This window comes from Luteimonas sp. J29 (assembly GCF_000472505.1).
Classification (GTDB): Bacteria; Pseudomonadota; Gammaproteobacteria; order Xanthomonadales; family Xanthomonadaceae; genus Luteimonas.
In genome coordinates, this window is record NZ_AWZR01000002.1 from 342,827 (window position 1) to 367,719 (window position 24,893).

23 protein-coding genes are annotated in these 24,893 nt (G+C 72.8%); 8 read left to right on the forward strand and 15 right to left on the reverse strand.

The window, feature by feature from the left end; translation table 11 throughout:
- Positions 1 to 21: 21 nt before the first annotated feature.
- From LUTJ29_RS0104415 to leuC, 5 genes are all read right to left on the reverse strand, one after another.
- Positions 22 to 1,545 (reverse strand): DHA2 family efflux MFS transporter permease subunit, encoded by a 1,524-nt coding sequence (locus tag LUTJ29_RS0104415; protein ID WP_084524672.1) that lies wholly within the window; start codon positions 1,543 to 1,545, stop codon positions 22 to 24.
- 23 nt (positions 1,546 to 1,568) lie between these two features.
- On the reverse strand, positions 1,569 to 2,672 hold the full coding sequence (locus LUTJ29_RS16080; RefSeq protein WP_051322683.1) for an HlyD family secretion protein: 1,104 nt from the start codon (positions 2,670 to 2,672) through the stop codon (positions 1,569 to 1,571).
- Between the two features lie 4 nt (positions 2,673 to 2,676).
- Positions 2,677 to 3,150 carry a MarR family transcriptional regulator gene (locus LUTJ29_RS0104425; protein WP_027071492.1) on the reverse strand — a complete coding sequence of 158 codons (474 nt, stop codon included), beginning with the start codon at positions 3,148 to 3,150 and terminating at the stop codon, positions 2,677 to 2,679.
- 126 nt (positions 3,151 to 3,276) lie between these two features.
- The gene (leuD, locus tag LUTJ29_RS0104430; RefSeq protein ID WP_027071493.1) at positions 3,277 to 3,921 is read right to left on the reverse strand and encodes a 3-isopropylmalate dehydratase small subunit; all 645 of its coding nucleotides are present in this window, start codon (positions 3,919 to 3,921) and stop codon (positions 3,277 to 3,279) included.
- Between the two features lie 13 nt (positions 3,922 to 3,934).
- Complete coding sequence (gene leuC / locus LUTJ29_RS0104435; RefSeq protein WP_027071494.1) at positions 3,935 to 5,362, reverse strand: 3-isopropylmalate dehydratase large subunit; 1,428 nt, start codon at positions 5,360 to 5,362, stop codon at positions 3,935 to 3,937.
- A gap of 104 nt (positions 5,363 to 5,466) precedes the next feature.
- Here leuC and LUTJ29_RS0104440 point away from each other — a divergent pair, with 104 nt between their 5' ends.
- Positions 5,467 to 6,345 carry a LysR family transcriptional regulator gene (locus LUTJ29_RS0104440; protein WP_027071495.1) on the forward strand — a complete coding sequence of 293 codons (879 nt, stop codon included), beginning with the start codon at positions 5,467 to 5,469 and terminating at the stop codon, positions 6,343 to 6,345.
- Between the two features lie 331 nt (positions 6,346 to 6,676).
- Here the strand turns inward: LUTJ29_RS0104440 and LUTJ29_RS0104445 are convergent, their stop codons facing one another.
- Both LUTJ29_RS0104445 and LUTJ29_RS0104450 read right to left on the reverse strand, forming a co-directional pair.
- A complete protein-coding gene (locus tag LUTJ29_RS0104445; protein ID WP_027071496.1) occupies positions 6,677 to 9,874 on the reverse strand; it encodes an efflux RND transporter permease subunit in 3,198 nt (1,065 codons plus the stop codon).
- Positions 9,875 to 9,877: 3 nt separating this feature from the next.
- A complete protein-coding gene (locus tag LUTJ29_RS0104450) occupies positions 9,878 to 10,972 on the reverse strand; it encodes an efflux RND transporter periplasmic adaptor subunit (RefSeq protein ID WP_027071497.1) in 1,095 nt (364 codons plus the stop codon).
- Between the two features lie 103 nt (positions 10,973 to 11,075).
- On the opposite strand from LUTJ29_RS0104450, the gene LUTJ29_RS0104455 reads away from it, so the two are divergent.
- The 3 genes from LUTJ29_RS0104455 (at position 11,076) to LUTJ29_RS0104465 (ending at position 13,899) form a co-directional block, all read left to right on the forward strand.
- Positions 11,076 to 11,747, forward strand: a complete 672-nt coding sequence (locus LUTJ29_RS0104455) for a TetR/AcrR family transcriptional regulator (protein WP_027071498.1) — start codon at positions 11,076 to 11,078, stop codon at positions 11,745 to 11,747.
- A gap of 131 nt (positions 11,748 to 11,878) precedes the next feature.
- Positions 11,879 to 12,532, forward strand: a complete 654-nt coding sequence (locus tag LUTJ29_RS0104460) for a protein-L-isoaspartate O-methyltransferase (RefSeq protein ID WP_027071499.1) — start codon at positions 11,879 to 11,881, stop codon at positions 12,530 to 12,532.
- Between the two features lie 32 nt (positions 12,533 to 12,564).
- The gene (locus tag LUTJ29_RS0104465; RefSeq protein ID WP_027071500.1) at positions 12,565 to 13,899 is read left to right on the forward strand and encodes a TolC family outer membrane protein; all 1,335 of its coding nucleotides are present in this window, start codon (positions 12,565 to 12,567) and stop codon (positions 13,897 to 13,899) included.
- Between the two features lie 9 nt (positions 13,900 to 13,908).
- Here the strand turns inward: LUTJ29_RS0104465 and waaA are convergent, their stop codons facing one another.
- Positions 13,909 to 15,219, reverse strand: coding sequence for a lipid IV(A) 3-deoxy-D-manno-octulosonic acid transferase (gene waaA / locus LUTJ29_RS0104470; RefSeq protein ID WP_027071501.1), 1,311 nt, complete (start codon positions 15,217 to 15,219; stop codon positions 13,909 to 13,911).
- Positions 15,220 to 15,338: 119 nt separating this feature from the next.
- On the opposite strand from waaA, the gene lpxL reads away from it, so the two are divergent.
- Positions 15,339 to 16,265 (forward strand): LpxL/LpxP family Kdo(2)-lipid IV(A) lauroyl/palmitoleoyl acyltransferase, encoded by a 927-nt coding sequence (gene lpxL, locus LUTJ29_RS0104475; protein WP_051322716.1) that lies wholly within the window; start codon positions 15,339 to 15,341, stop codon positions 16,263 to 16,265.
- Positions 16,266 to 16,328: 63 nt separating this feature from the next.
- On the opposite strand, the gene LUTJ29_RS16085 is transcribed toward lpxL, so the two are convergent.
- From LUTJ29_RS16085 to LUTJ29_RS0104500, 5 genes are all read right to left on the reverse strand, one after another.
- The gene (locus LUTJ29_RS16085; protein ID WP_043740368.1) at positions 16,329 to 17,669 is read right to left on the reverse strand and encodes an O-antigen ligase; all 1,341 of its coding nucleotides are present in this window, start codon (positions 17,667 to 17,669) and stop codon (positions 16,329 to 16,331) included.
- Positions 17,629 to 18,765: a glycosyltransferase gene (locus tag LUTJ29_RS0104485; protein WP_027071503.1), complete on the reverse strand. Its 1,137-nt coding sequence runs from the start codon at positions 18,763 to 18,765 to the stop codon at positions 17,629 to 17,631. The genes LUTJ29_RS16085 and LUTJ29_RS0104485 overlap by 41 nt, the downstream gene beginning before the upstream one ends.
- Positions 18,766 to 18,784: 19 nt before the next feature.
- The gene (locus tag LUTJ29_RS0104490) at positions 18,785 to 18,985 is read right to left on the reverse strand and encodes a zinc-finger domain-containing protein (protein ID WP_027071504.1); all 201 of its coding nucleotides are present in this window, start codon (positions 18,983 to 18,985) and stop codon (positions 18,785 to 18,787) included.
- Positions 18,986 to 19,076: 91 nt separating this feature from the next.
- Positions 19,077 to 19,766 (reverse strand): YceI family protein, encoded by a 690-nt coding sequence (locus tag LUTJ29_RS16090; RefSeq protein WP_084524642.1) that lies wholly within the window; start codon positions 19,764 to 19,766, stop codon positions 19,077 to 19,079.
- Positions 19,767 to 19,874: 108 nt separating this feature from the next.
- On the reverse strand, positions 19,875 to 20,465 hold the full coding sequence (locus tag LUTJ29_RS0104500; RefSeq protein WP_027071505.1) for a malonic semialdehyde reductase: 591 nt from the start codon (positions 20,463 to 20,465) through the stop codon (positions 19,875 to 19,877).
- A 93-nt stretch (positions 20,466 to 20,558) separates the two neighbouring features.
- On the opposite strand from LUTJ29_RS0104500, the gene LUTJ29_RS0104505 reads away from it, so the two are divergent.
- Entirely contained in the window at positions 20,559 to 21,539 is a 981-nt protein-coding gene (locus LUTJ29_RS0104505) for a mitochondrial fission ELM1 family protein (protein ID WP_027071506.1), read from the forward strand.
- 19 nt (positions 21,540 to 21,558) lie between these two features.
- Here the strand turns inward: LUTJ29_RS0104505 and LUTJ29_RS18325 are convergent, their stop codons facing one another.
- Together LUTJ29_RS18325 and LUTJ29_RS0104515 are read right to left on the reverse strand one after the other, a co-directional pair.
- Positions 21,559 to 21,870, reverse strand: a complete 312-nt coding sequence (locus LUTJ29_RS18325; RefSeq protein ID WP_027071507.1) for a hypothetical protein — start codon at positions 21,868 to 21,870, stop codon at positions 21,559 to 21,561.
- Between the two features lie 76 nt (positions 21,871 to 21,946).
- Complete coding sequence (locus LUTJ29_RS0104515) at positions 21,947 to 23,155, reverse strand: fatty acid desaturase (protein WP_027071508.1); 1,209 nt, start codon at positions 23,153 to 23,155, stop codon at positions 21,947 to 21,949.
- A 106-nt stretch (positions 23,156 to 23,261) separates the two neighbouring features.
- On the opposite strand from LUTJ29_RS0104515, the gene LUTJ29_RS16095 reads away from it, so the two are divergent.
- Positions 23,262 to 24,086 carry an ATP-binding cassette domain-containing protein gene (locus tag LUTJ29_RS16095; protein WP_051322685.1) on the forward strand — a complete coding sequence of 275 codons (825 nt, stop codon included), beginning with the start codon at positions 23,262 to 23,264 and terminating at the stop codon, positions 24,084 to 24,086.
- Positions 24,079 to 24,891, forward strand: coding sequence for a bifunctional DNA-formamidopyrimidine glycosylase/DNA-(apurinic or apyrimidinic site) lyase (mutM, locus tag LUTJ29_RS0104525; protein WP_027071509.1), 813 nt, complete (start codon positions 24,079 to 24,081; stop codon positions 24,889 to 24,891). The genes LUTJ29_RS16095 and mutM overlap by 8 nt, the downstream gene beginning before the upstream one ends.
- Positions 24,892 to 24,893: the final 2 nt, after the last annotated feature.

The following is a 24,893-nucleotide window of genomic DNA, read 5'->3' on the forward strand; positions in this document are numbered from 1 at the left end:
CGGTCGCGCCCGCGGCGGGCCTCAGTGCGCCGCGGCGACGTCGCCGGTGGCCGCGCCCCGGGCGTGGCGCCCGCCACCGAGCAGCAGGACGAGCGGCATCGCGCCCGCGGTGAGCACCATCATCAGCCAGAAGTCGTTGGCGTAGCCGATGGCGAGCGACTGGCGCGCGAGCTCGAGGTCGAGCAGGCGCGCCCCGGTCGCCGTCGCCGGATCCCACGTCGCCGGCAGCAGGGTCCGCTCCGCGCCGAAGGCGGGGATCCGCGCGCCGATCTCGGCATGGTTCACCTGGGTGGCCCGCGACAGCAGCGTGACCACGATCGAGATGCCGACCGAGGACCCGATGTTCCGGACCAGGCTGAACAGTCCCGCCGCCTCGGTACGCTGCGAGGGCGCGAGGGTCGAGTACGCGATCGTGGAGATCGGCACGAACACCAGGCCCAGGCCCATGCCCTGGAGGATGCCGAGCCACACGATCGCCTCCATCGAGGCCTCGGTGCCGAAGCCGGCCATGCCGTGCAACGAGTACACCATGAGCCCCATGCCGGCCAGGATCGGGATGCGCGCGTCCACCCGGCCCAGCATGCGCCCGACCAGCATCATCGCGAACATCGTGCCCAGCCCGCGCGGCGCGAGCACCAGGCCGATGGTCAGCACCGGATAGTGCATCAGCGCGCTCAGGTACGGCGGCAGCAGCGCCAGCGTCGCGAACAGCACGATGCCGACCACGAAGATCAGCACGCAGCCGACGGCGAAGTTGCGGTTGGCCAGGAGGCCCAGGTCGAGCAGCGCGCGGTCGCGGCGGTTGAACCACCACAAGCCGTAGAGGTACAGGCCCAGGAACGCCACGGCGGCTTCGACCTGGATCTCGACGCTGCCGAACCAGTCCTGGCTCTCGCCGCGGTCGAGGAACAGCTGCAGTGCGCCGATGCCCAGCGCCAGCAGCGCCAGGCCGGTGCCGTCCAGCGGTCGCTGCATCGGCAGGTCCTTGCGCACGCTGGCCATGATCCCCACGAGCGCGAGGATCCCGACCGGCAGGTTGATCAGGAACACCCAGTGCCAGCTGTAGTACTCGGTCAGCCAGCCGCCCAGCGGCGGGCCGAGGATCGGGCCGACCATGATGCCCATGCCCCACAGCGCCATCGCCGCGCCGTGCTTCTCCTTCGGGAACGCGTCGAGCAGCAGCGACTGCGAGATCGGCACCAGCGAGGCGCCGAACACGCCCTGCAGGATCCGGAACAGCACCATCTCGCCGATGCCGGTGGCGATGCCGCACAGCAGCGAGGCCACGGTGAAGCCGCCGACGGCGATGATCAGCAAGCGCCGCCTGCCCAGGCGCCCGGCCAGCCAGCCGGTGACCGGGGTGAGGATGGCGGCAGCCACGATGTAGCTTGTCAACACCCACGACACCTGGTCCTGGGTGGCCGACAGCGCGCCCTGCATGTCGGGCAGGGCGACGTTGGCGATGGTGGTGTCCAGCGCCTGCATCAGCGTGGCCAGCATCACCGAGCCGACCAGCAACACGCGCCTGCCGGCCTCCGTGCGCATCCGGGTCATCGCCGTGCGGACGCTCAGTGCATGCCCGCGGCGGTGCCGGCGGGCGATTCGACGGCCCCGTCGGCCGGATCGCGCAGTTCGACCGTGACCTCAGCGCTCATGCCGGCGCGCATGAGCGGCGGATCGGGGCGGTCCGCGCCGTCGATCTCCAGCCGCACCGGGATGCGCTGGACGATCTTGACCCAGTTGCCGGTCGCGTTCTGTGCCGGAAGCACGCTGAATTCGGCGCCCGAGGCCGGCGCGATCGAGGCCACGTGCGCGCGCCACTTCACCCCCGGGTAGCTGTCGAGTTCCACCACGGCGGGCTGGCCGACCTGCATGCGGGTGAGTTCGGTTTCCTTGAAATTGGCCTCGATCCACACCGTGCTGGTCGCCACCAGCGGCATGGCGGTCTGGCCCACGGCGAGGAACTCGCCCACCTGCAGGTCGTGGGTGCCGACCACGCCATCCACCGGTGCGCGCACCTCGGCGTGCTCCAGGTCGAGGCGCGCCTGGGCCACCATCGCCAGCGCGGCGCGGTATTCGGGGAGATCTTCGGTCGCGGTGTGGACGTCGCCGCTGAGCGTCGCCTCGGCTTCGGCCTGCGCCGCGATCGCGTCGGCCAGGCTGGTCCGCGCCTCGGCCACCGCGTGGCGCGCGTCGTCGAGCATCTTGCGCGAGACCAGCTGCTGGGCGGCGAGCTCCTGCATGCGGGCGAGGTCGCGTTCGGCCCAGGCCAGGGTCTCGCGCGAGGCCTGGATCGAGGCGCCCGCGCCGCTCACCCTGGCCCGGCTCGCCGTGGCGCTGTTGGCCATGCGCGCGAGCTGCGCCTCGTTCTGGGCGAGCGCGATCTCGAGCGGCTGCGGATCGATCCGGAACAGCAGGTCGCCCTTTCTCACCGCCTGGTTCTGGCCCACGGCGACCTCGACCACCCGTCCGGCCACCTGGGGCGCGACGAGGATGCGCTCGGCCTTGACGTAGGCGTTGTCGGTGGCCACCTGCCGGCTCGACACGACCCATTCCCAGCCGAAGAAACCGAGCACGGCGAGCGGGCCGGCGATCCAGAGCCAGAGCGGAACGCGACGCTTGCGGACGGGGACGGGCGCCGGGTCGACGGCCGGTTCGAACTTGCTGGTCATGGGGTCAGCCCTTGCTGGGGGGCTCGCCGCGGTCTTCGCGGTCGAGCTCGATGAGGTTGCCGCGCACGCGCTGGAGCACCGACAGGGTGGTGGCCAGTTCGGCGGCGGTAATGCCGGCGGTCGACTCGCGGCGCAGCGTCGCGGCGAGGCGCTCGACTTCGTCGGTCACCTGCTGCGAGGGAGGCAGCAGGTACAGGCGCCAGACCCGGCGGTCGGACGGGTCGGCGCGACGCTCCACGAAACCGGCCTTCTGCAGGCGGTCGATGACCCGCCCCAGGGCGATCGGCTCCACGTCGAGCTGGTCGGCCAGTTCCACCTGGGTGGCGCCCTCGGAGCAGGACAGGCGCTTGAGCGCGCGCCACTGCACGCGGGTCAGGTCGAGGTGGGCCGCGCGACGGTCGAAGACCCGGCCGAACAGCCGGGCGAGGTCGGTCACGAGGTAGCCGAGGCTTTCGCGGGGGTCGTTGCGGGGCGCCATTGCTGCGCAGTATATAACTGCCTAGGCAGGTATCGCAAGGCAGACGCGCAGCCGTTCAGCCCCCAGGACGGGCCGGAGTCCGCCACGGGGCGTGGACCGCCGTGCGGGCGGGCCAGCGTGGCCGGCTCAGGCCGGCGCGAACAGCCAGGGCTGGGCGGCGCGGTGGCGCGCCTCGAAGGCCAGGATCGCGTCCTTCTCCTGCAGGGTCAGGCCGATGTCGTCCAGGCCGTTGAGCAGGCAGTGTTTGCGGAACGCGTCCACCTCGAAGCGGTGCTGCACGCCGTCCGGGCGGGTGACCGTCTGCGCCGCCAGGTCCACGGTGAGGGTGTAGCCCCCGGTGGCCTCGCACTGGCGGAACAGCTCGTCGACCTCGACGTCGGACAGCACGATCGGCAGCAGACCGTTCTTGAAGCTGTTGTTGTAGAAGATGTCGGCGAAGCTGGGCGCGATGATTGCGCGGAACCCGTACTCGACCAGCGCCCACGGCGCGTGCTCGCGCGAGGAGCCGCAGCCGAAGTTCTCGCGCGCCAGCAGTACGCTGGCGCCCTGGTAGCGCGGGAGGTTGAGCACGAAATCGGGATTGAGCGGCCGCGTGCTGCAGTCCTGTCCCGGTTCGCCCACGTCCAGGTAGCGCCACTCGTCGAACAGGTTCGGGCCGAAGCCGGTGCGCTTGATCGACTTGAGGAACTGCTTGGGGATGATCTGGTCGGTGTCGACGTTGGCCCGGTCCAGCGGGGCGACCAGGCCGGTGTGGGCGGTGAAGGCTTTCATCTCGGCGGTCTCCTCAGGCGCTCAGCAGTTCGCGCACGTCGACGAAGTGGCCGGCCACCGCGGCGGCGGCGGCCATCGCCGGACTCACCAGGTGGGTGCGGCCACCGGCGCCCTGGCGGCCTTCGAAATTGCGGTTGGAGGTGGAGGCGCAGTGCTCGCCGGCGCCCAGCCTGTCGGGGTTCATCGCCAGGCACATCGAGCAGCCCGGCTCGCGCCACTCGAAGCCGGCCTCGATGAACACCTTGTCCAGGCCCTCGGCCTCGGCCTGCGCCTTGACCAGGCCCGAACCCGGCACGACCAGCGCCTGCTTGACGGTCGGCGCGACCTTGCGCCCGCGCGCCACCGCGGCGGCCGCGCGCAGGTCCTCGATGCGCGAGTTGGTGCACGAACCGATGAACACGCGGTCCAGCCGGATCGAGGTGATCGGCTGGTTGGGCCGCAGGCCCATGTACTTCAGGGCGCGCTCGATCGAATCCTTCTTCACCGGGTCGGCTTCGCGCGCCGGATCCGGCACCGCGGCGTCCACCGCGACCACCATCTCCGGCGAGGTGCCCCAGCTGACCTGCGGCTTGATGTCCTCGGCGCGCAGCTCGACCACGGTGTCGAAATGCGCGTCGGGATCCGAGACCAGGGTGCGCCACAGCGCCACCGCCGCATCCCACTGCGCGCCCTTCGGCGCGAACGGGCGACCCTTCACGTACTCGATCGTCTTCTCGTCCACGGCCACCATGCCCACCCGTGCGCCGGCCTCGATGGCCATGTTGCACAGGGTCATGCGGCCTTCCATCGACAGATCGCGGATCGCGCTGCCGGCGAACTCCAGCGCATGGCCGTTGCCGCCGGCGGTCCCGATCCCGCCGATCACCGCCAGCACGATGTCCTTGGCGGTCACGCCCGGGCCGAGTGTTCCTTCGACCCGGACCTGCATGTTCTTCATCTTCTTGGCCACCAGGCACTGGGTGGCCAGCACGTGTTCGACCTCGGAAGTGCCGATGCCGTGCGCCAGTGCGCCGAATGCCCCGTGGGTGGAAGTGTGCGAGTCGCCGCAGACCACGGTCATGCCCGGCAGGGTCGCGCCCTGCTCCGGGCCGACCACGTGCACGATGCCCTGGCGCACGTCGTCCATGCGGAACTCCAGGATGCCGAAGTCCTCGCAGTTCTCGTCCAGGGTCTGCACCTGCAGCCGCGAGACCGGGTCGGCGATCGCCATCAGCCCACCGGAACGCTCCTGCCGCGTGGTCGGCACGTTGTGGTCCGGGGTGGCGATGTTGGCGTCCACGCGCCACGGCCTGCGGCCGGCCAGGCGCAGGCCTTCGAACGCCTGGGGAGAAGTGACCTCGTGGAGGATGTGGCGGTCGATGTAGATGAGCGAGGAGCCGTCGTCGCGGCGCTTGACCTCGTGCATCTCCCACAGCTTGTCGTACAGCGTCTTGCCTGCCATCACCCGCTCCGCGGCTTGCCGGTTGCCAGGCGGCCGATCCTAGGCACTTGCCTCCAATAACTCAAATTCATATTTTTCATCCATTGCATAACCGGTGCGACTGGATGGAACTGGCCAGCCTGGAGGCGTTCGTCGCGGTCGCCGAGAGCGGGGGCTTCTCGGCCGCCGGCGAGCGGCTGCGCCTGACCCAGCCCGCGGTGAGCAAGCGCATCGCCGCGCTCGAACAGCACCTCGGGCGGCGCCTGTTCGACCGCATCGGCCGGGAGGTGGCGCTGACCGAGGCGGGACGGGCGCTGCTGCCGCGCGCACGCCGGATCCTCGCCGAGATGGAGGACACCCGCCGCGCCCTGGGCAACCTCGACCTCGCGGTGGGCGGCCGGCTCAACCTCGCCACCAGCCACCACATCGGCCTGCACCGCCTGCCGCCGCTGTTGCGCACGTTCATCCGCAGCCATCCGCAGGCCGCGGTCGACATCCGCTTCCTCGATTCGGAACAGGCCTGGTCCGAGGTGCTGCACGGGCGGCTGGAACTGGCCATCACCACCCTCGGCCCGGCCGCGCCGCCGCTGCATGCGGTGCCGGTCTGGGACGACCCGCTGGAGTTCGTGGTCGCACCCGACCATCCGCTGGCCGCGCGCGGGCGCGCCAGCCTGCGCGACCTGGCCGCGCATCCGGCGGTGCTGCCCGATCCGAGCACGTTTACCCACCGCATCGTGGCCGAGCGCTTCGCCGCGGAAGGACTGGCGGTCCGCCTGCACATGACCACCAATGCGATGGAAACGCTGAAGATGCTGGCCGGCGTCGGCCTGGCCTGGAGCGTGCTGCCGCACACCATGCTCGACGCCTCGACCGTGGTGCTGCGCGTGCCCGGCGTGCGCCTGCGGCGGCGGCTGGGCTATGTCACCCACGGCGGCCGCACGCTGTCGAATGCCGCGCGCGCGTTCATGGCGCTGCTGGATGCGGCAAAGGCCGGCAGGCCCTGACCAGAGTGACGGGCCGGCACGGCGCACCCGGGACCGCGCTTCCGCCTGGCGCGCACGCTCACCGATGTGCCGTAGGCCCCGGACGCGGCCTTCGATCCTGCCCCGGCCGCGCATCTGCCCCACCCCGACCCTCCCCCGCACGCGGGGGAGGGAGCTCGCCCGGGCCCCGTAGTTCCCGCAGCCCGGGTAAGCGCAGCGCACCCGGGAATGCCCATGCCGCAGGGTCACGGACACCTTCCGCCTGGGCGGCCTCCGGTCATCTCGCTGCGGCGCGCGTGCCTCCACGCCTCCTCCGCACGCCGTGGAGGACGCATGCGAGGGGCGAGTGGAGCTACTGCGCGATTGCCGGCGGCGCCTCGTCGTGCCTCACGCGGAACCAGGCCGCGTACAGCGCCGGGAGGAACAGCAGGGTCAGCACCGTCGCCACGGTCAGGCCACCCATGATCGCCACCGCCATCGGACCGAAGAAGGCGCTGCGCGAGAGCGGAATCATCGCCAGGATCGCCGCCAGCGCGGTCAGCACGATCGGGCGGAAACGGCGCACGGTCGCGTCGATCACCGCATCCCAGCGCGCGTGCCCGGCGGCGATGTCCTGTTCGATCTGGTCGACCAGGATCACCGCATTGCGCATGATCATGCCCGCCAGCGCGATCGTGCCCAGCATCGCCACGAAACCGAACGGCACCCGGAAGGCGAGCAGGAACAGGGTCACTCCGATCAGCCCCAGCGGCGCGGTCAGCAGCACCATCACCGAGCGCGACAGGCTGCGCAGCTGCAGCATCAGCAGGGTCACCACGACCAGCAGGAACAGCGGCATCCCGGCCTTGATCGAGTTCTGCCCGCGCGCCGAGTCCTCCACCGTGCCGCCGGTCTCGAGCAGGTATCCGGGCGGCAGCGATGCGCGGATGTCCTCCAGCGTCGGCAGCACCTGCGCCACCACCGTCGGCGGCGTCAGCTCGGTGCGCACGTCGGCGCGCACGGTGATGGTCGGCAGCCGGTCGCGGTGCCAGATGATCCCGTCCTCGTAGCCGTATTCGAGCGTGGCCAGCTGCGACAGCGGCACCGGTCCGCCGGCGCCGCCCGGGATCGCCAGGCTGCCGAGCAGGTCCAGCTGCGAACGTTCATCGCCGGTGCCGCGCAGCAGCACCCCGATCAGCTCGTTGTCCTCGCGGTAGGTACTCACCTGCAGCCCGCTCAGCTGGCCGGTCAGGAACTGCGCCACCTGCTGCGAGCTGATACCCAGCGCGCGGGCGCGGTCCTGGTCGATGCGCAGGCGCACCACCTTGCTCTGCTCGCTCCAGTCGAGGTGGATGTTGGCCAGGTTCGGGTTCCCGCGCAGGCGGTCCGCGACCTGGCTGGCGAGGTCGCGGACGCGCTCGATGTGCTCGCCCGAGACCCGGAACTGCACCGGGTAGCCCACCGGCGGGCCGTTCTCGAGCCGCGTCACGCGCAGCTGGAGCTCGGGGAACTGCGGCACGACCTCGTCGAGCAGCCAGCGGCGCACCGCTTCGCGCGCCTGGAGGTCGCGGGCACGGACCACGAACTGGGCGAAGTTGGCCTGCGGCAGCTGCTGGTCGAGGGGCAGGTAGAAGCGCGGCGAACCGGTGCCGACGTAGGCGACGTAGTTGTCCACGCCCTCGTGGCCGTCCAGCATCACTTCCAGGCGCCGCGCCTGGGCCTCGGTCGCGCGCAGCGAGCTGCCTTCCGCCAGCTCCATGTCCACCATCAGCTCGAGGCGGGTCGAGTCCGGGAAGAACTGTTGCGGCACGAAGCGGAACAGCGCCAGCGACAGCACGAACGCGGCGACGGTCGCGGCGATCACCAGCCAGCGGTGGCGCAGGGTCCAGTCCAGCAGGCGCCGGAATCTCCGGTAGAAGGCACTCTGGTAGGGATCGTGCGCCGGCTGCGCGCCGTCGGTGCCGGGGACCGGTGCCGGCCGCTCCGGGCGCTCGTCCCCGGCGCGTGACGCCGGCACGCGCGCCGCGCCCCGGCGCCGCAGCAGGCCGGCCAGCCGCTGCCGCAGCGGCGGCTTGTGCGCGGGCGGATACAGGTCGGGCAGCATCCGCTCGCCCAGATACGGGATGAACAGCACCGCGGCGATCCACGACACCACCAGCGCGATCGTCACCACCTCGAACAGCGAGCGCGTGTATTCGCCCACGCCCGAGGCCGCGGTCGCGATCGGCAGGAAGCCGGCCGCGGTCACCAGGGTGCCGGTCAGCATCGGGAAGGCGGTGTTGGTCCAGGCGAACCCGGCCGCGCGGAAGCGGTCGAAGCCCTGCTCCATCTTGATCGCCATCATCTCGACCGCGATGATCGCGTCGTCGACCAGCAGGCCCAGCGCCAGCACCAGCGCGCCGAGCGAGATCTTGTGCAGGCCGACGCCGAACCACTCCATGACCGTGAAGGTCATCGCCAGCACCAGCGGGATCGACACCGCCACCACCAGGCCGGTGCGGAATCCGAGCGAGAAGAAGCTCACCAGCAGCACGATCGCCACCGCCTCGGCCAGCACCCGCACGAATTCGCCCACCGATTCGCGCACCGCGGCCGGCTGGTCGGTGACCTTGTGCAGCTCCATGCCCGCGGGCAGGGTCTGCTGCAGGCGTGCGAACGCCGCGTCGAGGGTCTCGCCCAGGCGCAGGATGTCGCCGCCCTCGCGCATCGACACGCCCAGGCCGATCGCGTCCTTGCCCATGTAGCGCATCCGCGGCGCCGGCGGGTCGGAGAAGCCGCGGGTCACCGTGGCGATGTCGCCGAGGCGGATGGTGCGGTCGCCGGCGCGGATCGGGAACGCGCGGATGTCCTCGACCGAGGTGAACGCGCCGTCCACGCGCAGCTGGACGCGGTCGGTCGGGGTCTCGAAGAAGCCCGCCGGCACAACCGCGTTCTGCTCCGCCAGCGCCTGCTGCACCGCCTCGACCGGGATCCCCAGCGTGGCCAGCCGGGTGTTGCTGACCTCGATCCAGATCCGCTCGTCCTGCAGGCCGATCAGCTCGACCTTGCCCACGTTGTCGATGCGCTGCAGCTCGAGCTGCAGGCGGTCGGCGTAGTCCTTGAGCACGGCGTAGTCGAAACCCTCGCCGGTGAGCGCATAGATGTTCCCGAACGTGTCGCCGAACTCGTCGTTGAAGAACGGGCCGACCACGCCCTCGGGCAGGGTCGCCCGGATGTCGCCGATCTTCTTGCGCACCTGGTACCAGAGCTCCGGCACGTCGCGCGAGCGCATCGAGTCGCGGGCCATGAAGATCACCTGCGACTCGCCGGGGCGCGAGTACGAGCGGATGAACTCGTACTCGCCGGTCTCCATCAGCTTCTTCTCGATCCGCTCGGTGACCTGGCGCGAGACCTCCTCGGCGGTGGCGCCCGGCCACAGCGTGCGGATCACCATCGCCTTGAAGGTGAACGGCGGGTCCTCCGAGCGCCCCAGCTTCAGGTACGACAGCGTGCCGCCGATCGCGACCACGATCATCGCGTACAGCACCAGGCTGCGGTTGCGCAGCGCCCACTCCGACAGGTTGAAGCGCATGGTTCAGCGCCCCGCCGAACGGGCCACGGACACCGGGCGGTTGCCGCGGTCGACCGGCGCGACCTCCTGGCCTTCGCGCAGCAGGTGTCCACCGGCCACCACCACCCAGTCGTCGGCATCGAGGCCATCGAGCACCGGCACCCGCGTCTCGCCCGGGGTGCCGGCCCGGATCGGCTTGAGGCGCGCGACCGGCCCCGACGGATCGACCACCCACACCGCGTGGCCGCCGTCCGCGCCCGGCTGCAGTGCCGACAGCGGCACGCTCAGCGCGCCGCCCTGGCCATTGCCGAGATGGACGCGCGCGCTCTGGCCGAGCTGCACCGCTTCCGCATCCTCCGGCCGCAGCGCCACGCGCGCGGCGTAGGTGCGCGCCTGCGGATCGGCGGCGGCGGCGATCTCGCGCACGGTGCCGCGCAGCCTGCGGCCCGGCTCGCTCCACAATTCGACCTCGGCCTGCTGGCCGATCGCGACGTCGCGCACGCGCGACTCGGGCAACGCGATCGCCACTTCGCGCCCGGTGTCGGCGGCCAGCGTGAACACGGTCTGGCCCGCGGCAAGCACCTGGCCGGCTTCGGCCTGGCGGCTGGCGATGACGCCGTCGCGCGGCGCCAGCAGCCGCGAATAGCCGGCCTGGTTGCGGGCGACCTCGAGTTCGGCGCGGGCCGCGCGCACGCGCTCCTCGGCAGCCTTCCACGCCGCCTCCTGCGCATCCATCGCCGACTGGCTCACCAGCTGGTCGCGGACCAGCGCGGCGTAACGCTCGCGGTCGGCGCGCACGCGCTCGAGCTCGGCAGTGGCCGCCGACAGCTGCGCCTGGGCCGCCTCCACGGCGAGGCGCTGGTCGCCGGGGTCGAGCTCGGCCAGCAGCTGGCCCCGCTTCACGGCCTCGCCGGCGTCGACGTGGCGCCGCACCAGGTTGCCGCCGATGCGGAACGCCAGCGGGCTTTCCTCGCGCGCCCGGATCTCCCCGGGATAGGTGGCGACGGCCGCGTCGGCCGCCGCGCCGGCGCGCTCCACGAGCACCGGCCTGGGCGGCGGCGCCTCCTGCTGGCGGCCGCCGCAGGCTGCCAGGAGGCCAAGCAGGGCAACGGCATGCAACGTCCTGGATCGGCGGAATGCAGCATCCATGGCATTCACCCGGCAATTAGTGAACTGGTTCGTATAGTATAAATAGCGAACCGCGTAGTCTACTATTGATCCCATGTCAGCCAAGCCGTCCAAGCCGGCCGGGACGCGCGCCGTCGCCGGTCCGGGGCGCCCGAAGGACCTGGCCAAGCGGGCCGCGATCCTCGACGCCGCGACCCGGATGTTCAGCCGCCACGGGTTCGAGGGGGCGAGCATGGACCAGATCGCCGCCGCCGCGGGCGTGTCGAAACTCACGGTCTACAGCCATTTCGGCGACAAGGAGACGCTGTTCGCCGAGACGGTGCGCGTGGTCTGCGGTTCGCTGATGCCCGACGACCTGTTCGAACCGGATCCCGAGGCGCCGCTGCGCGTGCAGCTGGCCGGGATCGCGCGCGCGTTCTTCGCCCTGATCACCAGCGACGAGGCCCTGTCCATCCACCGCCTGCTGATGAGTCCGGGCAGCGGCGAGCGGCTGTGCCGGATGTTCTGGCAGGCCGGCCCCGAGCGCACCCAGCGCGCGTTCGCCGCGTTCCTGGAGGCCTGCGCGGGGCGCGGCGAGCTCGACCTGCCCGACGTGCAGCGCGCGGCGCGCCAGTTCTTCGCCCTGGTCAAGGGCGACCTGCACACGCGGATGGCCTTCGGCCTGTGCGAGCGCCCGGACCCGGACGCGGTCGAGGCCCACGTCGGTGCCGCCGTCGACATGTTCCTGCGCGCCTACGCCACGCGCCCGGCCGGCGACGGGCGGTGAAGCCCGCTGCGCCACTGGTCGCGGTGACTTCCGGCACTCAGCCGCCGCGCCGCCGGTGGCGATCATGGCCACAAATTGCCTGATCCGGCCAGTAGAATCGCTTTCCCTGCCAATTCCCACCGGACCGCACGATGACGTTCGATTACGCCAAGGCCCGCGAGCTCATGGTCGAGCAGCAGATCCGTCCCTGGGAGGTCCTCGACCCCCGGGTGCTCGAGGTGCTCGCCCGGATGCCGCGCGAGGCGTTCGTGGCCGATCGCCACCGGGCCCTGGCCTACGCCGACCTGGAGCTGCCGCTGGGCCACGGCGAGACGATGCTCAAGCCGGTGCTCGAAGCGCGCGCGCTGCAGGCGCTGGCGCTGGAAGGCACCGAGTCGGTGCTCGAGGTCGGCACCGGCAGCGGCTTCCTGACCGCGTGCCTGGCCGAACTGGCGCGCGAAGTCACCAGCATCGAGCGCCACGCCGACCTGGCCGAGGCCGCGCACGGCCGCCTGCAGGCGCAGGGCCTGGCCAACGTGGACGTGGTGGTCGGCGACGTCTTCGACTGGGAGCCGCGGCAGACCTTCGACGCGATCTGCGTCACCGGCGCCGTCGACACCATCCCGTCACGTTTCGGCGCATGGCTGCGTCCCGGTGGTCGCATGTTCATCGTTCGCGGCCGCGTGCCGGCGATGGAAGCGGTGCTCGTTCACAACGACGTCAACGACCACAGGATCGAATCGTTGTTCGAAACCGAGCTGCCCTACCTCGTCGGCGCCGCCCCGCCGCCCGAGTTCAAGTTCTGACACGCTCAGCCCCCACACGCCAAGGATCCCCGATGCTCCGCCGCCCCCTGGTTCTATCCCTCGCCCTCGCCCTGGCGTCTGCGCCGGCGTTCGCCGAAGACCTGATGCAGACCTACGAGCTGGCGCGGACCAACGACCCGCAGCTGTCGATCGCCGAATCCCAGCGCCTCAACACCCGCGAGGGCGCGGTGCAGGCGCGTGCGGACCTGCTGCCCAGCATCTCCGGCAGCGCCAGCCTGCGGCGCGACCATGGCGCCGGCACCACCGGCACCGACCGCAGCCGCAACTACTCCGCGACCCTCAGCCAGACCCTGGTCGACCTCAGCGCGATCTCGAGGCTGCGCGCCGAGCGCGACTACGCCAGGGCCGCGGACTACGACCTGGAAGCCGCGTCCGACGACTTGATCTCGCGCACCGCCAACGCGTACTTCGACGTGCTGGTGGCGCTCGAGACGCTGAACGCCGCCGAGGCCGCCGAGGCCGCGTTCCAGAAGCAGTTCGACTACGCCGACAAGCGGCTGGAGGTCGGCCTGGCGCCGATCACCGACGTGCATGAGGCGCGCGCCCAGTACGACGCCGCGCGCGCCCGCACCATCCTCGCCCGCAACGCGCTGCAGGACGCCTACCAGGCGCTGGCCGAGATCACCGGCACGCCGATCTACGCGCTGCGTGCGCTGCCCGAGGACTTCAAGCCGGAACTGCCGCCGGGCGGGGACGCCGAGGCCTGGGTGCAGCGCGCGCTCGAATCCAACCCCAGCCTGCTGGCCGCGCAGTACGACCTGCAGGGCGCCGAGCACGGCGTCCAGGGCGCCCGCGCCGCACACCTGCCCAGCCTCGGCCTGGGCGTGACCTACAGCAACGGCGCCAGCTGGTATTCGCCGCGTGGCGGCGAGGTGGCGACCACGAGCGAAGGCCACGCCATCAACCTGACCCTCAACGTGCCGATCTTCTCCGGCGGCGCGATCCAGTCGCGCGTGCGCCAGGCGATCGCCGGCCGCGACATCGCCCAGGACCGCCTGGAGCAGAGCCGGCGCGCGATCGAGCGCAACACCCGCTACGCCTACCAGGCGCTGGTGGCGGGTATCAGCGAGGTCGAGGCGCGGCGCCTGGCGCTGGTGTCGGCGCAGAGCGCGTACGACGCCTCGCAGGTCGGCCTGGAGGTCGGCACCCGCACCGTCATCGACGTGCTGATCAACCAGCAGAACCTGTTCAGCGCGCGCCAGGCCTATGCCGAGGCCCGCTACAACTACCTGCGCAACCGGCTGCTGCTCGAGCAGGCCGCGGGCACGCTCGACGCCAGCACGGTACAGGATGTGAACCGCCTGCTGACCCAGGACGTGACCGCGCCGGCCGAAGTCCGGCAGTAGCGCGGCGGCTCAGTCCGCCGCCGGCCGCGGCAGGTCCGCGGCCAGTACCGCGAGCGTGCGCCGGACCGCGCCGCGGCCGTCACGCACCAGCGCCAGGCCGGCGTCGCGCATCGCCGCGCGCCGGCCTTCGTCTTCCAGCAGGCCTTCGATCGCCGCGCCCACCGCGTCGGCGTCGGCGCCGACTTCCAGCGCGCCGGCCGACTGCATGCGGTCGGCGATGTCGGTGAAGTTGTGCAGGTGCGGACCGGTCACCACCGGGACCCCGACCGCGGCCGGCTCCAGCAGGTTGTGGCCGCCGACATCCTGCAGGCTGCCGCCGACGAAGGCCACGTCGGCGCAGGCGTAGAACCGCTGCAGCTCGCCCAGGGTATCGATCACGAACACCGCGTCCTCCGCGTCGGGCAGGCGGGTCAGCCTGCGCGTGGCCACCCGCCAGCCGGCGTCGATTGCCTGCTGGGCGACGCCGCGGAAGCGCTCGGGGTGGCGCGGCGCCCACAGCAGCAGCGCATCGGGCCAGCGCTCGCGCAGGCGCCGGTGGATGGCAAGCACGGCCGCCTCTTCCTCGGGATGGGTGCTGGCGGCGATCCAGGCCGGACGCCCGCCGGCGCGTTCCCGGAATTCCGCGGCGGTCCGCTCCACCGCCGCGGTGTCGATCGCGATGTCGTACTTGAGGTTGCCGGTGACGGTGACCGTGGCCGCGGGCGCGCCGAGCGACTGGAAGCGGCGCGCGTCGGCCTCCGACTGCGCCGCCACCCGCCGCAGCGTGGCCAGCACCCGCGACAACAGCGGCCGCAGCAGCCGGTAGCCCCTGAGCGACTTCTCCGACAGGCGCGCGTTGACCAGATAGGCCGGGATGCCGGCGTCGCGGCAGCACAGCAGCAGGTTCGGCCACAGTTCGGTCTCCACCACCAGCGCGACCTTCGGCGAGAAGTGGGCGAGGAAGCGACGCACCGCGCCCGACAGGTCGTAGGGCAGGTAGACGTGGTCGACGCGATCGCCCCACAGCGCGCGCACCCGCGCCGAACCGGTCGGGGTGATGGTGGTGACCAGCAGGCGCAGATCGGGGTAGGCCCTGATCAGCGCATCGACCAGCGGCGCCACCGCGTTGACCTCGCCCACCGACACCGCGTGCACCCAGACCGGGGTCGGCGCGGCTGGGTCGGCGTAGCGCGCGTAGCGCTCGCTCCAGCGCTCCAGGTACGCCTCCTGGCGGAAGCCGCGCCAGATCAGGTGGTACACGGTGGCCGGCACCAGCAGGTACAGCGCCGTCGAGTACAGGCCGCGCAGCAGGCGTTCGGTCGTATCGGCGGCACTCGACATGGACACAGGATACCGGCAACGCCGTGCCGGCCGCGTCCCGCGTCCGCCCGGCCACGCGCGCCGGCGGCACCCGCGCGACCGGCCACGGGCCGGACACGGGCGCCGACTACAATCCGCGGATGGCCACCGATCCCAAGCTGCCCCCGCCGCCCCTGTCGCCGCGCCACTGGCCGGCCTGGCTGGGGATCGGCCTGATGGTGCTCGCGGCGCACCTGCCCTGGACCTGGCAGCGCGCCATCGGCCGCGGCATCGGCACGCTGCTGCGCGTGGCCTTGCGCGATCGCCGCGAGGTCGCCGCGCGCAACCTCGCGCTGTGCTTCCCGGAACTCGATGCCACCGCGCGCGAGGCGCTGCTGCGCGAACACTTCACCGCGCTGGGCATCGGCCTGTTCGAGTTCGCGCGCGCCTGGTGGGGACCGATCGAACCGCTGCGCCGCGGGCTGGTGGTCGAGGGCCTGGAGCACATCGAAGCCGCGCGCGCCGGCGGGCGCGGGGTGATCGTGGTCTCCGGGCACTTCACCACGCTGGAGGTCTGCGGCCGACTGATGTGCGACCACGTGCCGCTGGCCGGCATGTACCGCCCGCACGCCTCGCCGGCGATGGAATGGGCCGTGCGGCGCGGCCGCGCGCGCTATGCCGCCGCGATGTTCCCCAAGCAGGACGTGCGCGGCGCGGTGCGCCATCTCAAGCAGGGCGGCCTGCTGTGGTACGCGCCCGACCAGGACCCGAGCCGCGGCGACGCGGTGTACGTGCCCTTCTTCGGCCAGCCGGCGCACAGCCTGACCTCGACCCATTCGCTGGCGCGGCTTTCGGGCGCCGCCGTGGTGCTGTACCAGCACCGGCGCCGCGCGGATGGCGGCTACACGCTCACGCTGTGGCCGGCGCTGCAGGACTTTCCGTCGAAGGATCCGGCCGCCGACACCGCGCGCGTGATCGCGGGCATCGAAACCATGGCCCGCGCCGCGCCGGAGCAGTACCTGTGGATCCATCGCCGCTTCAAGCGCCAGCCCGACGGTACCTCGCCCTACGACGCCCCCGCCGCGTAGGAGCGGCTTCAGCCGCGACCGCCCTCCCCGCGGCGTCGACGCTCCCCTGGCCGCACGCCTCTCCTACCGCGCCGGCGCCGCCGCCGGCTGCCGCCCCGCCAGCAGGCCGCCGGCGTAGAGCGCGGCGAGCAGCAGCGTCACCCCGCCCCAGAAGGTCGAATAGAACGCCAGGTGGGTATTGAACGGGAACACCGTCACCGCGAGCGCGAGCATCGCCGGACGCGCCCGGTCGCGCGATGGCGCATCGGCGTAGCGCCACGCGCGCCACGCCAGGGCCGCGCCGGCCAGCCACAGCAGCAGGCCGATGCCGCCGGTCTCGCTGAGGATCTCCAGCACGATCTGGTGGGCATGGAACGCGGGCCCGTCGCCCCAGGCCGCCGGCTTGCCCGGCTCAGGATCGCAGGCCGGGAACGCGGCGCGGAAGCCGCGCGCCCCCACGCCGTTGACCGGATGCTCGCGCGCCATGCACAGCGCCGCGCCCCAGATGCGCGCGCGACCCGACAGCGCGGTATCCACGCCCGCGCCGCCCTCGGCGGTCCAGGCCTGGGCGGTGCGCACCACGCGCTGCTGCACCTGCGGCGAGAAGTACGACAGGACCAGCAGCGCGACTGCCCCGGCGGCGAACACGCCCAGCAGCTTCTTCCAGCCCAGCAGACTCCAGCCGCTGAACAGGAGCACCAGGGCGAAGGTGATCCACGATGCGCGCGAGCCGGCGAACAGCACCACCACCCCGACCAGCAGCGCGGCCGCGATCCAGCCGCCGACGCCCAGGCGGCGGCCGGCGACGTAGAGCAGGAACGGCGACAGGCTCGCCAGCACCACGCCGAGCTTGAGGTTGCACGGGCCCAGCACGCCGCCGAGGCGGTCGGCCAGGGCGAGCTGCTCGGCGTTGCACATCGGCCGGCCGCTGATCAGCTGCTTGAGCGAATCGATGCTCCAGAACAGCGGACTGGTGCCGGACACCACCTGCACCAGCGCGTCTATCGTCCATACCGCCACGATCGCCGCCAGGCCGCCGAACGTGGTCCGCCGCCCGGCCGGCCTCGCCACCGCCGAGGCGGCCAGCCACAGGAACGGGAGATAGCGCAGGTCCACCAGCGATTCGCGCAGCGCGCGGCCATGGTCGACCGCATCCACCGCCGACACCAGCTGCGGGAGCCAGTAGGCGCAGAACAGCACGCTGGTCAGCGCCCAGGCCTGGACGGTGAGCAGGCGCGTGCCGCCGCGGAACCGGCCCACGACCAGGTGCACGATCGCGGCCAGCGCGCCGAGCACCATCACCGCCTCGGCGTAGCCGGGCGCGGGCCACAGCGCGACGAACGCGAGCACCCAGTGCGGCGCCCAGCGCCACCCGGTGCGGGCTTCAGCGGGCGGCGTGGTCGCGGTCGTCGCGGAGTTCGTCATAGACACGGAGGGTGGCGTCCTGCATCGACCGCAGGGTGTAGCCCATGGTATCGGGAAGCGGTGGCGGCTGCGCGAGCAGCGCCCGCGCGGACTGCACCAGCTGGGCCGTGTCGAATGGCGGCACCGCACCCGAGGGCTGCAGTTCGCGCAGCAGCTCGCCAACCCCGCCGTGGTCCCAGCCGAGGACCGCGCGCCCCACCGACAGCGCCTCGACCACGGTGCGGCCGAACGCCTCGGGCTTGCGCGACAGCTGCAGGACCAGGTCGCTGCCGGCATACGCGGCGGCGATCGCGTCGGTGGCCGGCCCGAGTTCCAGCGCGGCCTCGACCCCGGCCGAGCGCGCCCTTGCGCGCAGCTCGCCGGCATAGCCTTCGCGCCCGGCCTGGAGCACGCCCGGCATCCACAGGCGCGCGTCCCGGCCCTCGGCGCGCAGCGCGGCGAGCAGGTCGATCGCGTCGGCGTGGCCCTTGAGCCGGGTACCGCGCCCCGGCAGCAGCAGCAGCGGCCCGTGGCCGCCGAGCGCGGGATGCAGCGCCGCCAGGCGCGCCCGTGCGTCCGGATCCGGGTACGGCGCGCGCGGGAACTGCGCCGGGTCCACGCCGCGCGGGATCACCCGGACGCGGCCGGCGTCGGTGTCGGGATAGTGGCGCAGCACGTAGTCGCGCACGGTGCGCGACACGCACACCACGCGCTCGCCGCGGGCCATGATCGCGCTGTAGCGCGAGGGCGAGTTGAGCCCGTGCACGGTGGTGACGAAGCGCGGGCGCGAACCGTCCGGCATCCCGCGCAGCGCGCGCCACCCGATCCACGCCGGCAGCCGCGAGCGCGCGTGCACGATGTCGGCGCGCTCGCGCGCGAACAGGCGCCGCAGCGCCGGGACGTGGCGCAGGACCAGCGGCGACTTGCGACCGATGTCGAGCTCGACGTGTTCGGCGCCGAGGTGGCGCAGCCGCGGCACGAGCCGTCCGCCGGCCGACACGACGATCGCGCGGTGGCCGGCGCGGACCAGGGCGTCGGCGATCTCGAGGGTCGAGCGTTCGACCCCGCCGGACTCCAGGGCCGGCAGCAGCTGGACGACGGTCAGCGGGCGCGGCACGGGCGCTGCCGCCGCGGCTTCAGTCGACCAGGACGAAGTGCGCGCCGCAGTAGGGGCAATCGGCGCTGCCGCCTTCGGACTCGATCGGCAGGTACACGCGCGGGTGCGAGTTCCACAGCGCCATCGACGGCAGCGGACAGCTCAGCGGCAGGTCCGCGCGGCGCACCTGGTACTCGCGCTGGGCGTTGGCTGGCAGGGGCTGGGTCTGGGTGGCGGTCATGGCGTCGCGCAAGGTCGGGAGCGGCGACATTCTAGCGCGGAAGCCGCAGGCCGCCGCCCGGCGCCGGGCCGGGCGGCGGCCGGAAGCCGGATCACTCCGCGGGGGCCGCCTCGTCGGCGGCCGCCACCGCCTCGGTGGTGATCCGCAGCTGGACCTCGTCGCTCACGTTCGGGGCATACGCACCGACGCCGAAGTCGCTGCGCAGCAGCGTGGTGGTGGCGTCGAAGCCGGCCGCCGGGCGCTTGAGCATGGGGTGCTCGCCGAAGCGGTTGATGGTCACGTCCAGCACCACCGGGCGGGTGTTGTCCTTGATGGTGAGGTCGCCGGTGACCTTGAGCTTGCCGGGACCGGCGTCTTCCACCGCGGTGCTGCGGAAGGTCGCGACCGGGAAGCGTTCGGCGTCGAAGAAGTCGGCGCTGCGCAGGTGCTCGTCGAACTTGTCGACGAAGGCGTTGAGGCCCGACAGCGGCAACGTGACCTCGACCGAGGAGGCCGCGACGTTGTCGGCGTCGTAGACGATGCGGCCCTCGGCGCCGCCGAAGTTGGCCACCGGGTTGGAGAAGCCGAAGTGGTTCCACTGGGCGACCACGGTGGTGTGGGTCGGGTCGATCTCGTAGGTGCCGGAGACGCCCTGCACCGCTGCGGGCGCGGCCGCGGACGGGTCGGCGGCTTCCGCCGCCGCGGGTTCGGCGGCGGCGGGCGCCGGCGGCTGCGCCTGCTGGCAGGCGGCCAGGGCCACCACCAGGGCGGCGGGGATCAGGAGACGGGAACGGTTGCGCATGGGTGCTGCCTCTGGGTTCGTTGATGAAGGGGGCGCGTCGCGTGCGCCGGACCACGGGAGCGAGCGTACTGCACCGCGGGCGATGGCTGGCCGTGGCCGGGCGCCGGCTCACTCGATCCGGGCGGCCTCGTCGAACGGCAGCCGCGGGGAGCGCGGGAAGATCGCGGACGGGTCGCCGCGGCCGAGGTTGACCAGGATGTTGGAGCGCACCGACGTGCCCTTGAAGAAGGCCTCGTCGACCATGGCGTTGTCGAAGCCCGACATCGGGCCGGTATCCAGGCCCAGCGAGCGCGCGGCCAGGATCAGGTAGGCCGCCTGCATGCTGGAGCCGCGCAGCGCCACGCGCTGCAGGCGCTCGTCCGGCGAACCCTCGAACCAGCTCTTCGCGTCGGTGTGCGGGAACAGCACCGGCAGCTTGTCGTAGAAGCGCAGGTCGTGGCCGACGATCACCGTCACCGGCGCGGCCAGGGTCTTGGCCCGGTTGCCCTCGGACAGCGCCGGGGCCAGCCTGGCCTTGGCCTCGGCCGAACGCACGAACACGAACCGGGCCGGGCAGGAGTTGGCCTCCGTCGGCCCCAGCTTGAGCAGGTCGTAGAGCCTGCGCAGGGTGGCGTCGTCGATCTCGCCCGAGAACGCGTTGTGGGTGCGCGCGGCGCGGAACAGCTGGTCGAGTGCGGCGTCGGGAAGCGGTTGGCTCATGGGACTCCAGTCGGAACGGCGGGACATGGGCCCCAGTGTAGAGTTCAGCCGACGGCCTTCGGCCGCGATCTTCGCAACGGATCAGTGACCTGGATGCAACGACCGGCCGGCGCATCACCGGATTCGCCCCATGCGTGGGCTCTCAGCGACGGCCGCGCCGGCAATGCGCGCCAGGCCGAGGCGCTGGCCGCGGCGATCGATCCCGGCTTCGTCGCCTGCACGCTCGTGCCGCGCGCGCCGTGGCGCTGGCTGGCGCCGCGCGCCCTGCCCGCCGCGACCCGGGCCTTCGGCGACGGCTTCGCGCGCGTCCTGGAAGGCCCGCCCCGGATCGCGATCGGCTGCGGCCGCCAGGCGGCGCTGGCGACCCGCCTGCTGGGCCGTCGCGGCGCCCGGACCGTGCAGGTCCTCGACCCCCGCGTCGACCCGCGCCACTGGGACCTGGTGGTGGTTCCCGGGCACGACCGGCTGCGCGGCGCCAACGTCATCACCCTGCTCGGCAGCCTCAATCCCGTGGACGACGCCTGGCTCGAACGCGCGCGCGTACAGTTCCCCGTCCTGGGGGAGCTGCCCGGGCCGCGTACGGTGCTGCTGCTCGGCGGGCCGACCGCCCACGCCCGCTACGACGCCGCGCGCGTGCGGGCGCTGTGCGGCGAACTGGCCGCGCGCGCCGCCGCCGGCTCCGGGAGCGTGCTGGCCACGGTGTCGCGCCGGACGCCGGCCGACATGGCGCAGGCCGTGCGCGACGCGCTGTCGGGCACCCCCGGCCTGGTCTGGCGGGGCCCGGACGACGGACCCAACCCCTACCCCGGCCTGCTGGCCTGGGCCGACCGCATCGTCTGCTCGCCCGACTCGGTGAACATGGTCTCGGAGGCCTGCGCGACGCGCGCTGCGGTGGAAGTGTTCGATGTCGCGCGCTGCGACGGGCGCCCGCGCCGCTTCCTCGAGGCGCTGGCCGCGCGCGGCCGCATCCGCGCGCCCGGCGGGGACGCGGCGGGCACGTTCGAACCGTTGCGCGAAACCGCGCGGGTCGCGCGCGAGGTGCGCGCCAGGCTGGGGCTGGACGGGGGGACCTGAGGCGCGGGTGCGCCGCGGGCTATTGCGGCGGCGCCGAGAGCTCGCGGGCGTCGAGGAAGCCGTTGCCGTCGAGGTCCTGGCGGCGGAAGCGGTCGGCGAGCCGGGCCAGGTGCTGTTCGCGCGTGATCGGGCGGCCCCGCCCGCCGGGCTGTTCGGACGGCGACAGCACGCCGTCGCCGTCGACGTCCATGCCGTCGAAGGCGTAGCTCATCCAGGCCTGGTACTCGGCGAGCGACACGCGGCCGTCGCCGTCGGTGTCCATCTTCGCCAGGTAGTCGGAGGTGGCGGTGACCTGCGCGGCCACCGCCCCGGCGAGCCCCGCCAGGACCAGTGCCGCGCACGTGCGACGCGGCCATGGACCGCGACGCGCACCTTGCCGGGACGGTCGCGGCACGGATGCCACCGCCTCAGGCGCGCGCGGTCTGCAGGGTGTAACCCTTGAGCCGCGCCGAGTACTCCTGCAGCGCGCGGATGCCGCTGGCCTCGGCCTCGCGGCACCAGGCCTGCAGGTTCTGCAGCGCTTCGCCGGCGTTGCTGGTGCGGGCCTCGAGCACCGCGGCCAGGCGGCGGCGGTACTCGACCAGGGTGCTGATCCGCGGCCGCTGCGCGATCCACTGCTGCATCTGCTCGCGCGCCTCCGGGCTCAGCCAGCGGCCGTCGTCCACCAGCCCCTTGCGCATGCGCCGGGGCAGCAGCGAGCGCAGCTTCGCGCCGGCCGCCTGGGCCTCCTCGCGCAGCGCCGGCATCAGCACGTTGCGCTGGTAGTCGGTCATGGCCTGGAAGCGGTGCGCCAGCAGCGCGCGCAGGGTGTCGGTGTCCGGCACCTGGATGTTCGGGCGCACGTCCAGCGCCGGGGCCACGCGCAGCACCTTGGCCAGCTTCGCCTTCTCCAGCGCCCGGATCACCACCCAGCCGATGTCGAATTCCCAGCGGCGCAGGGCGAACTTGGCCGAGCTCGGGAAGGCGTGGTGGTTGTTGTGCAGCTCCTCGCCGCCGATCCACACGCCCCACGGGGTGAGGTTGGTCGCGGTGTCGGTGGTCTCGAAGTTGCGGTAGCCCCACCAGTGGCCGAGGCCGTTGACCACGCCCGCGGCCCAGAACGGGATCCACAGCATCTGGATCGCCCAGATCGCCACGCCGGCGAAGCCGAACAGCGCGAAGGAGACGAACAGCAGCAGGGTCGGGCCGAGGGTCGCGTACGGGGTGTAGAGGTGGCGCTCGATCCAGTCGTCGGGCGTGCCCTTGCCGTACTGCTCGATGTCGCCGCGCATGCGCCGCGCCTCGCGGTACAGCTCGACGCCCTGCCAGAACACCTTGCCGATGCCCTTGTGCATCGGGCTGTGCGGGTCTTCCTCGGTCTCGCACTTGGCGTGGTGCTTGCGGTGGATGGCCACCCACTCGCGGGTGATCATCGAGGTGGTCAGCCAGGTCCAGAAGCGGAAGAAGTGGTTGACCACCGGATGGAAGTCGACCCCGCGGTGCGCCTGGCTGCGATGGAGGTAGAGCGTGACCGAGAAGATGGTCAGCTGGGTGGCGACGAGGAGGTACAGCGCGAGGGGCCAGAAGCCCCACTGCAGCAGGCCGCCGGCGAGGAACTCGATGAATGACGCGGGCATGACGGTGTCGAAGTGGCAGGAACCCGGGCATCATGGGCCCCCGGCCGCGCCAAGGCCAGCCCCCGCGCCATCGCCGGGGGGCGCGATTCATCCCCATGTCACAGAAATGAGCGAAGACTCCGGCGCGCCCGCGCTGATCGAACTCGACCAGGCCCGCGTGCTGCGCGACGGCCGCACCGCCCTGGACGGGGTGAGCCTGCGCCTGCCCCAGGGCCGGCACACCGCCATCCTCGGGCCCAACGGCTGCGGCAAGTCGACGTTCATCCAGCTGATCACGCGCCAGCTGTACCCGCTCGCGCACGTCGACGGCCGCCCGGCGGTGAGGATCCTGGGCCAGTCGCGCTGGAACGTGGCCACGCTGCGTGCGCGCCTGGGGATCGTGACCGGCGCCATGCACGACGACCTGCTGGACCTGCCCGGGCTCGGCGTGCTGGACGTGGTCCTGGGAGCGTTCGAGGCCCGCCTGGCGCCGCAGGACGGCGACCCGCCCCCCGCGGCCTGGGTCGAACAGGCCCGCGCCGCGCTGGAGCGGGTCGATGCGGGCCACCTGGCCGACCGCGAGTACGCGACCCTCTCGACCGGCGAGGCGCGCCGGGTCGTGCTGGCGCGGGCGCTGGCGAACGCGCCGATGGCGCTGCTGCTCGACGAGCCGGCGGCCGGCCTGGACGTGGTGGCGCGCGCCCGCCTGCTGCGGATCCTGCGGCGGCTGGCCGGCGAGGGCGTGACCCTGGTCCTGGTCACCCACCACGCCGAGGAGCTGGTCCCCGAGATCGGCCACGTGGTCCTGCTCCACCAGGGCCGGGTGCTGGCCGACGGACCGCGCGACGAGGTCCTGGTGCCGGACCTGCTGGGCCGCGCGTTCGGCGCCCCGCTGCGGCTGGAGGAGGGGCCGGAACCCCGCTTCGTCCTCGAGGCGGCCGGCGATGCCTGAACTGCCCGAGGTCGAGACCACCCGCGCCGGGCTCGCGCCGCACCTGGAGGGACGGCGCGTGAGCGGCGTGGTCCTGCGCCGGCCGGACCTGCGCTGGCCGATCCCGCCCGAGGTCCCTGCCCTGCTGCCGGGCCAGCGGATCCTGGCCGTGCGCCGGCGGGCCAAGTACCTGCTGCTCGACACCGCCGCCGGCAGCGCCCTGCTGCACCTGGGCATGTCCGGCAGCCTGCGCGTGCTGCCGTCCTCGACCCCGGTGCGCGAGCACGACCACGTCGACCTGCTGCTCGGGTCGCGCCGGGTGCTGCGCTTCAACGACCCGCGCCGCTTCGGCTGCCTGCTGTGGCAGGCGCCGGGCGAAGTCCACCCGCTGCTGCGTGGCCTCGGCCCCGAGCCGCTCTCGGACGCGTTCGACGGCGACTACCTGTTCGCGCGCAGCCGCGGCCGGCGCGCGCCGGTGAAGACCTTCCTGATGGACCAGCGGATCGTGGTCGGCGTGGGCAACATCTACGCCGCCGAGGCCCTGCACAGGGCCGGGATCTCGCCGCTGCGCCCGGCCGGCCGGGTGTCGCGCGAGCGCTACCGCGCGCTGGCCGATGCGGTCCGCGCCATCCTGGCCCATGCCATCGCCCGCGGCGGCACCACCCTGCGCGACTTCCTCGCCCCGGACGGGGCACCGGGCTACTTCGAACAGGAGCTCTCCGCCTACGGCCGCGGCGGCGAACCCTGCCCGCGCTGCGGGCGCCCGCTGCGCCAGGCCCTGGTCGGCCAGCGCACCACGGCGTGGTGCGGCCACTGCCAGCGCTGAGT

Bases quoted from the DNA above. Each gene is read 5' to 3' on its own strand.
- LUTJ29_RS0104415 (WP_084524672.1), bottom strand. From the start codon at position 1,545: ATGCGCACGGAGGCCGGCAGGCGCGTGTTGCTGGTCGGCTCGGTGATG.
- LUTJ29_RS16080 (WP_051322683.1), bottom strand. From the start codon at position 2,672: ATGACCAGCAAGTTCGAACCGGCCGTCGACCCGGCGCCCGTCCCCGTC.
- LUTJ29_RS0104425 (WP_027071492.1), bottom strand. From the start codon at position 3,150: ATGGCGCCCCGCAACGACCCCCGCGAAAGCCTCGGCTACCTCGTGACC.
- leuD (WP_027071493.1), bottom strand. From the start codon at position 3,921: ATGAAAGCCTTCACCGCCCACACCGGCCTGGTCGCCCCGCTGGACCGG.
- leuC (WP_027071494.1), bottom strand. From the start codon at position 5,362: ATGGCAGGCAAGACGCTGTACGACAAGCTGTGGGAGATGCACGAGGTC.
- LUTJ29_RS0104440 (WP_027071495.1), top strand. From the start codon at position 5,467: ATGGAACTGGCCAGCCTGGAGGCGTTCGTCGCGGTCGCCGAGAGCGGG.
- LUTJ29_RS0104445 (WP_027071496.1), bottom strand. From the start codon at position 9,874: ATGCGCTTCAACCTGTCGGAGTGGGCGCTGCGCAACCGCAGCCTGGTG.
- LUTJ29_RS0104455 (WP_027071498.1), top strand. From the start codon at position 11,076: ATGTCAGCCAAGCCGTCCAAGCCGGCCGGGACGCGCGCCGTCGCCGGT.
- LUTJ29_RS0104460 (WP_027071499.1), top strand. From the start codon at position 11,879: ATGACGTTCGATTACGCCAAGGCCCGCGAGCTCATGGTCGAGCAGCAG.
- LUTJ29_RS0104465 (WP_027071500.1), top strand. From the start codon at position 12,565: ATGCTCCGCCGCCCCCTGGTTCTATCCCTCGCCCTCGCCCTGGCGTCT.
- waaA (WP_027071501.1), bottom strand. From the start codon at position 15,219: ATGTCGAGTGCCGCCGATACGACCGAACGCCTGCTGCGCGGCCTGTAC.
- lpxL (WP_051322716.1), top strand. From the start codon at position 15,339: ATGGCCACCGATCCCAAGCTGCCCCCGCCGCCCCTGTCGCCGCGCCAC.
- LUTJ29_RS16085 (WP_043740368.1), bottom strand. From the start codon at position 17,669: ATGACGAACTCCGCGACGACCGCGACCACGCCGCCCGCTGAAGCCCGC.
- LUTJ29_RS0104490 (WP_027071504.1), bottom strand. From the start codon at position 18,985: ATGACCGCCACCCAGACCCAGCCCCTGCCAGCCAACGCCCAGCGCGAG.
- LUTJ29_RS16090 (WP_084524642.1), bottom strand. From the start codon at position 19,766: ATGCGCAACCGTTCCCGTCTCCTGATCCCCGCCGCCCTGGTGGTGGCC.
- LUTJ29_RS0104500 (WP_027071505.1), bottom strand. From the start codon at position 20,465: ATGAGCCAACCGCTTCCCGACGCCGCACTCGACCAGCTGTTCCGCGCC.
- LUTJ29_RS0104505 (WP_027071506.1), top strand. From the start codon at position 20,559: ATGCAACGACCGGCCGGCGCATCACCGGATTCGCCCCATGCGTGGGCT.
- LUTJ29_RS0104515 (WP_027071508.1), bottom strand. From the start codon at position 23,155: ATGCCCGCGTCATTCATCGAGTTCCTCGCCGGCGGCCTGCTGCAGTGG.
- LUTJ29_RS16095 (WP_051322685.1), top strand. From the start codon at position 23,262: ATGAGCGAAGACTCCGGCGCGCCCGCGCTGATCGAACTCGACCAGGCC.
- mutM (WP_027071509.1), top strand. From the start codon at position 24,079: ATGCCTGAACTGCCCGAGGTCGAGACCACCCGCGCCGGGCTCGCGCCG.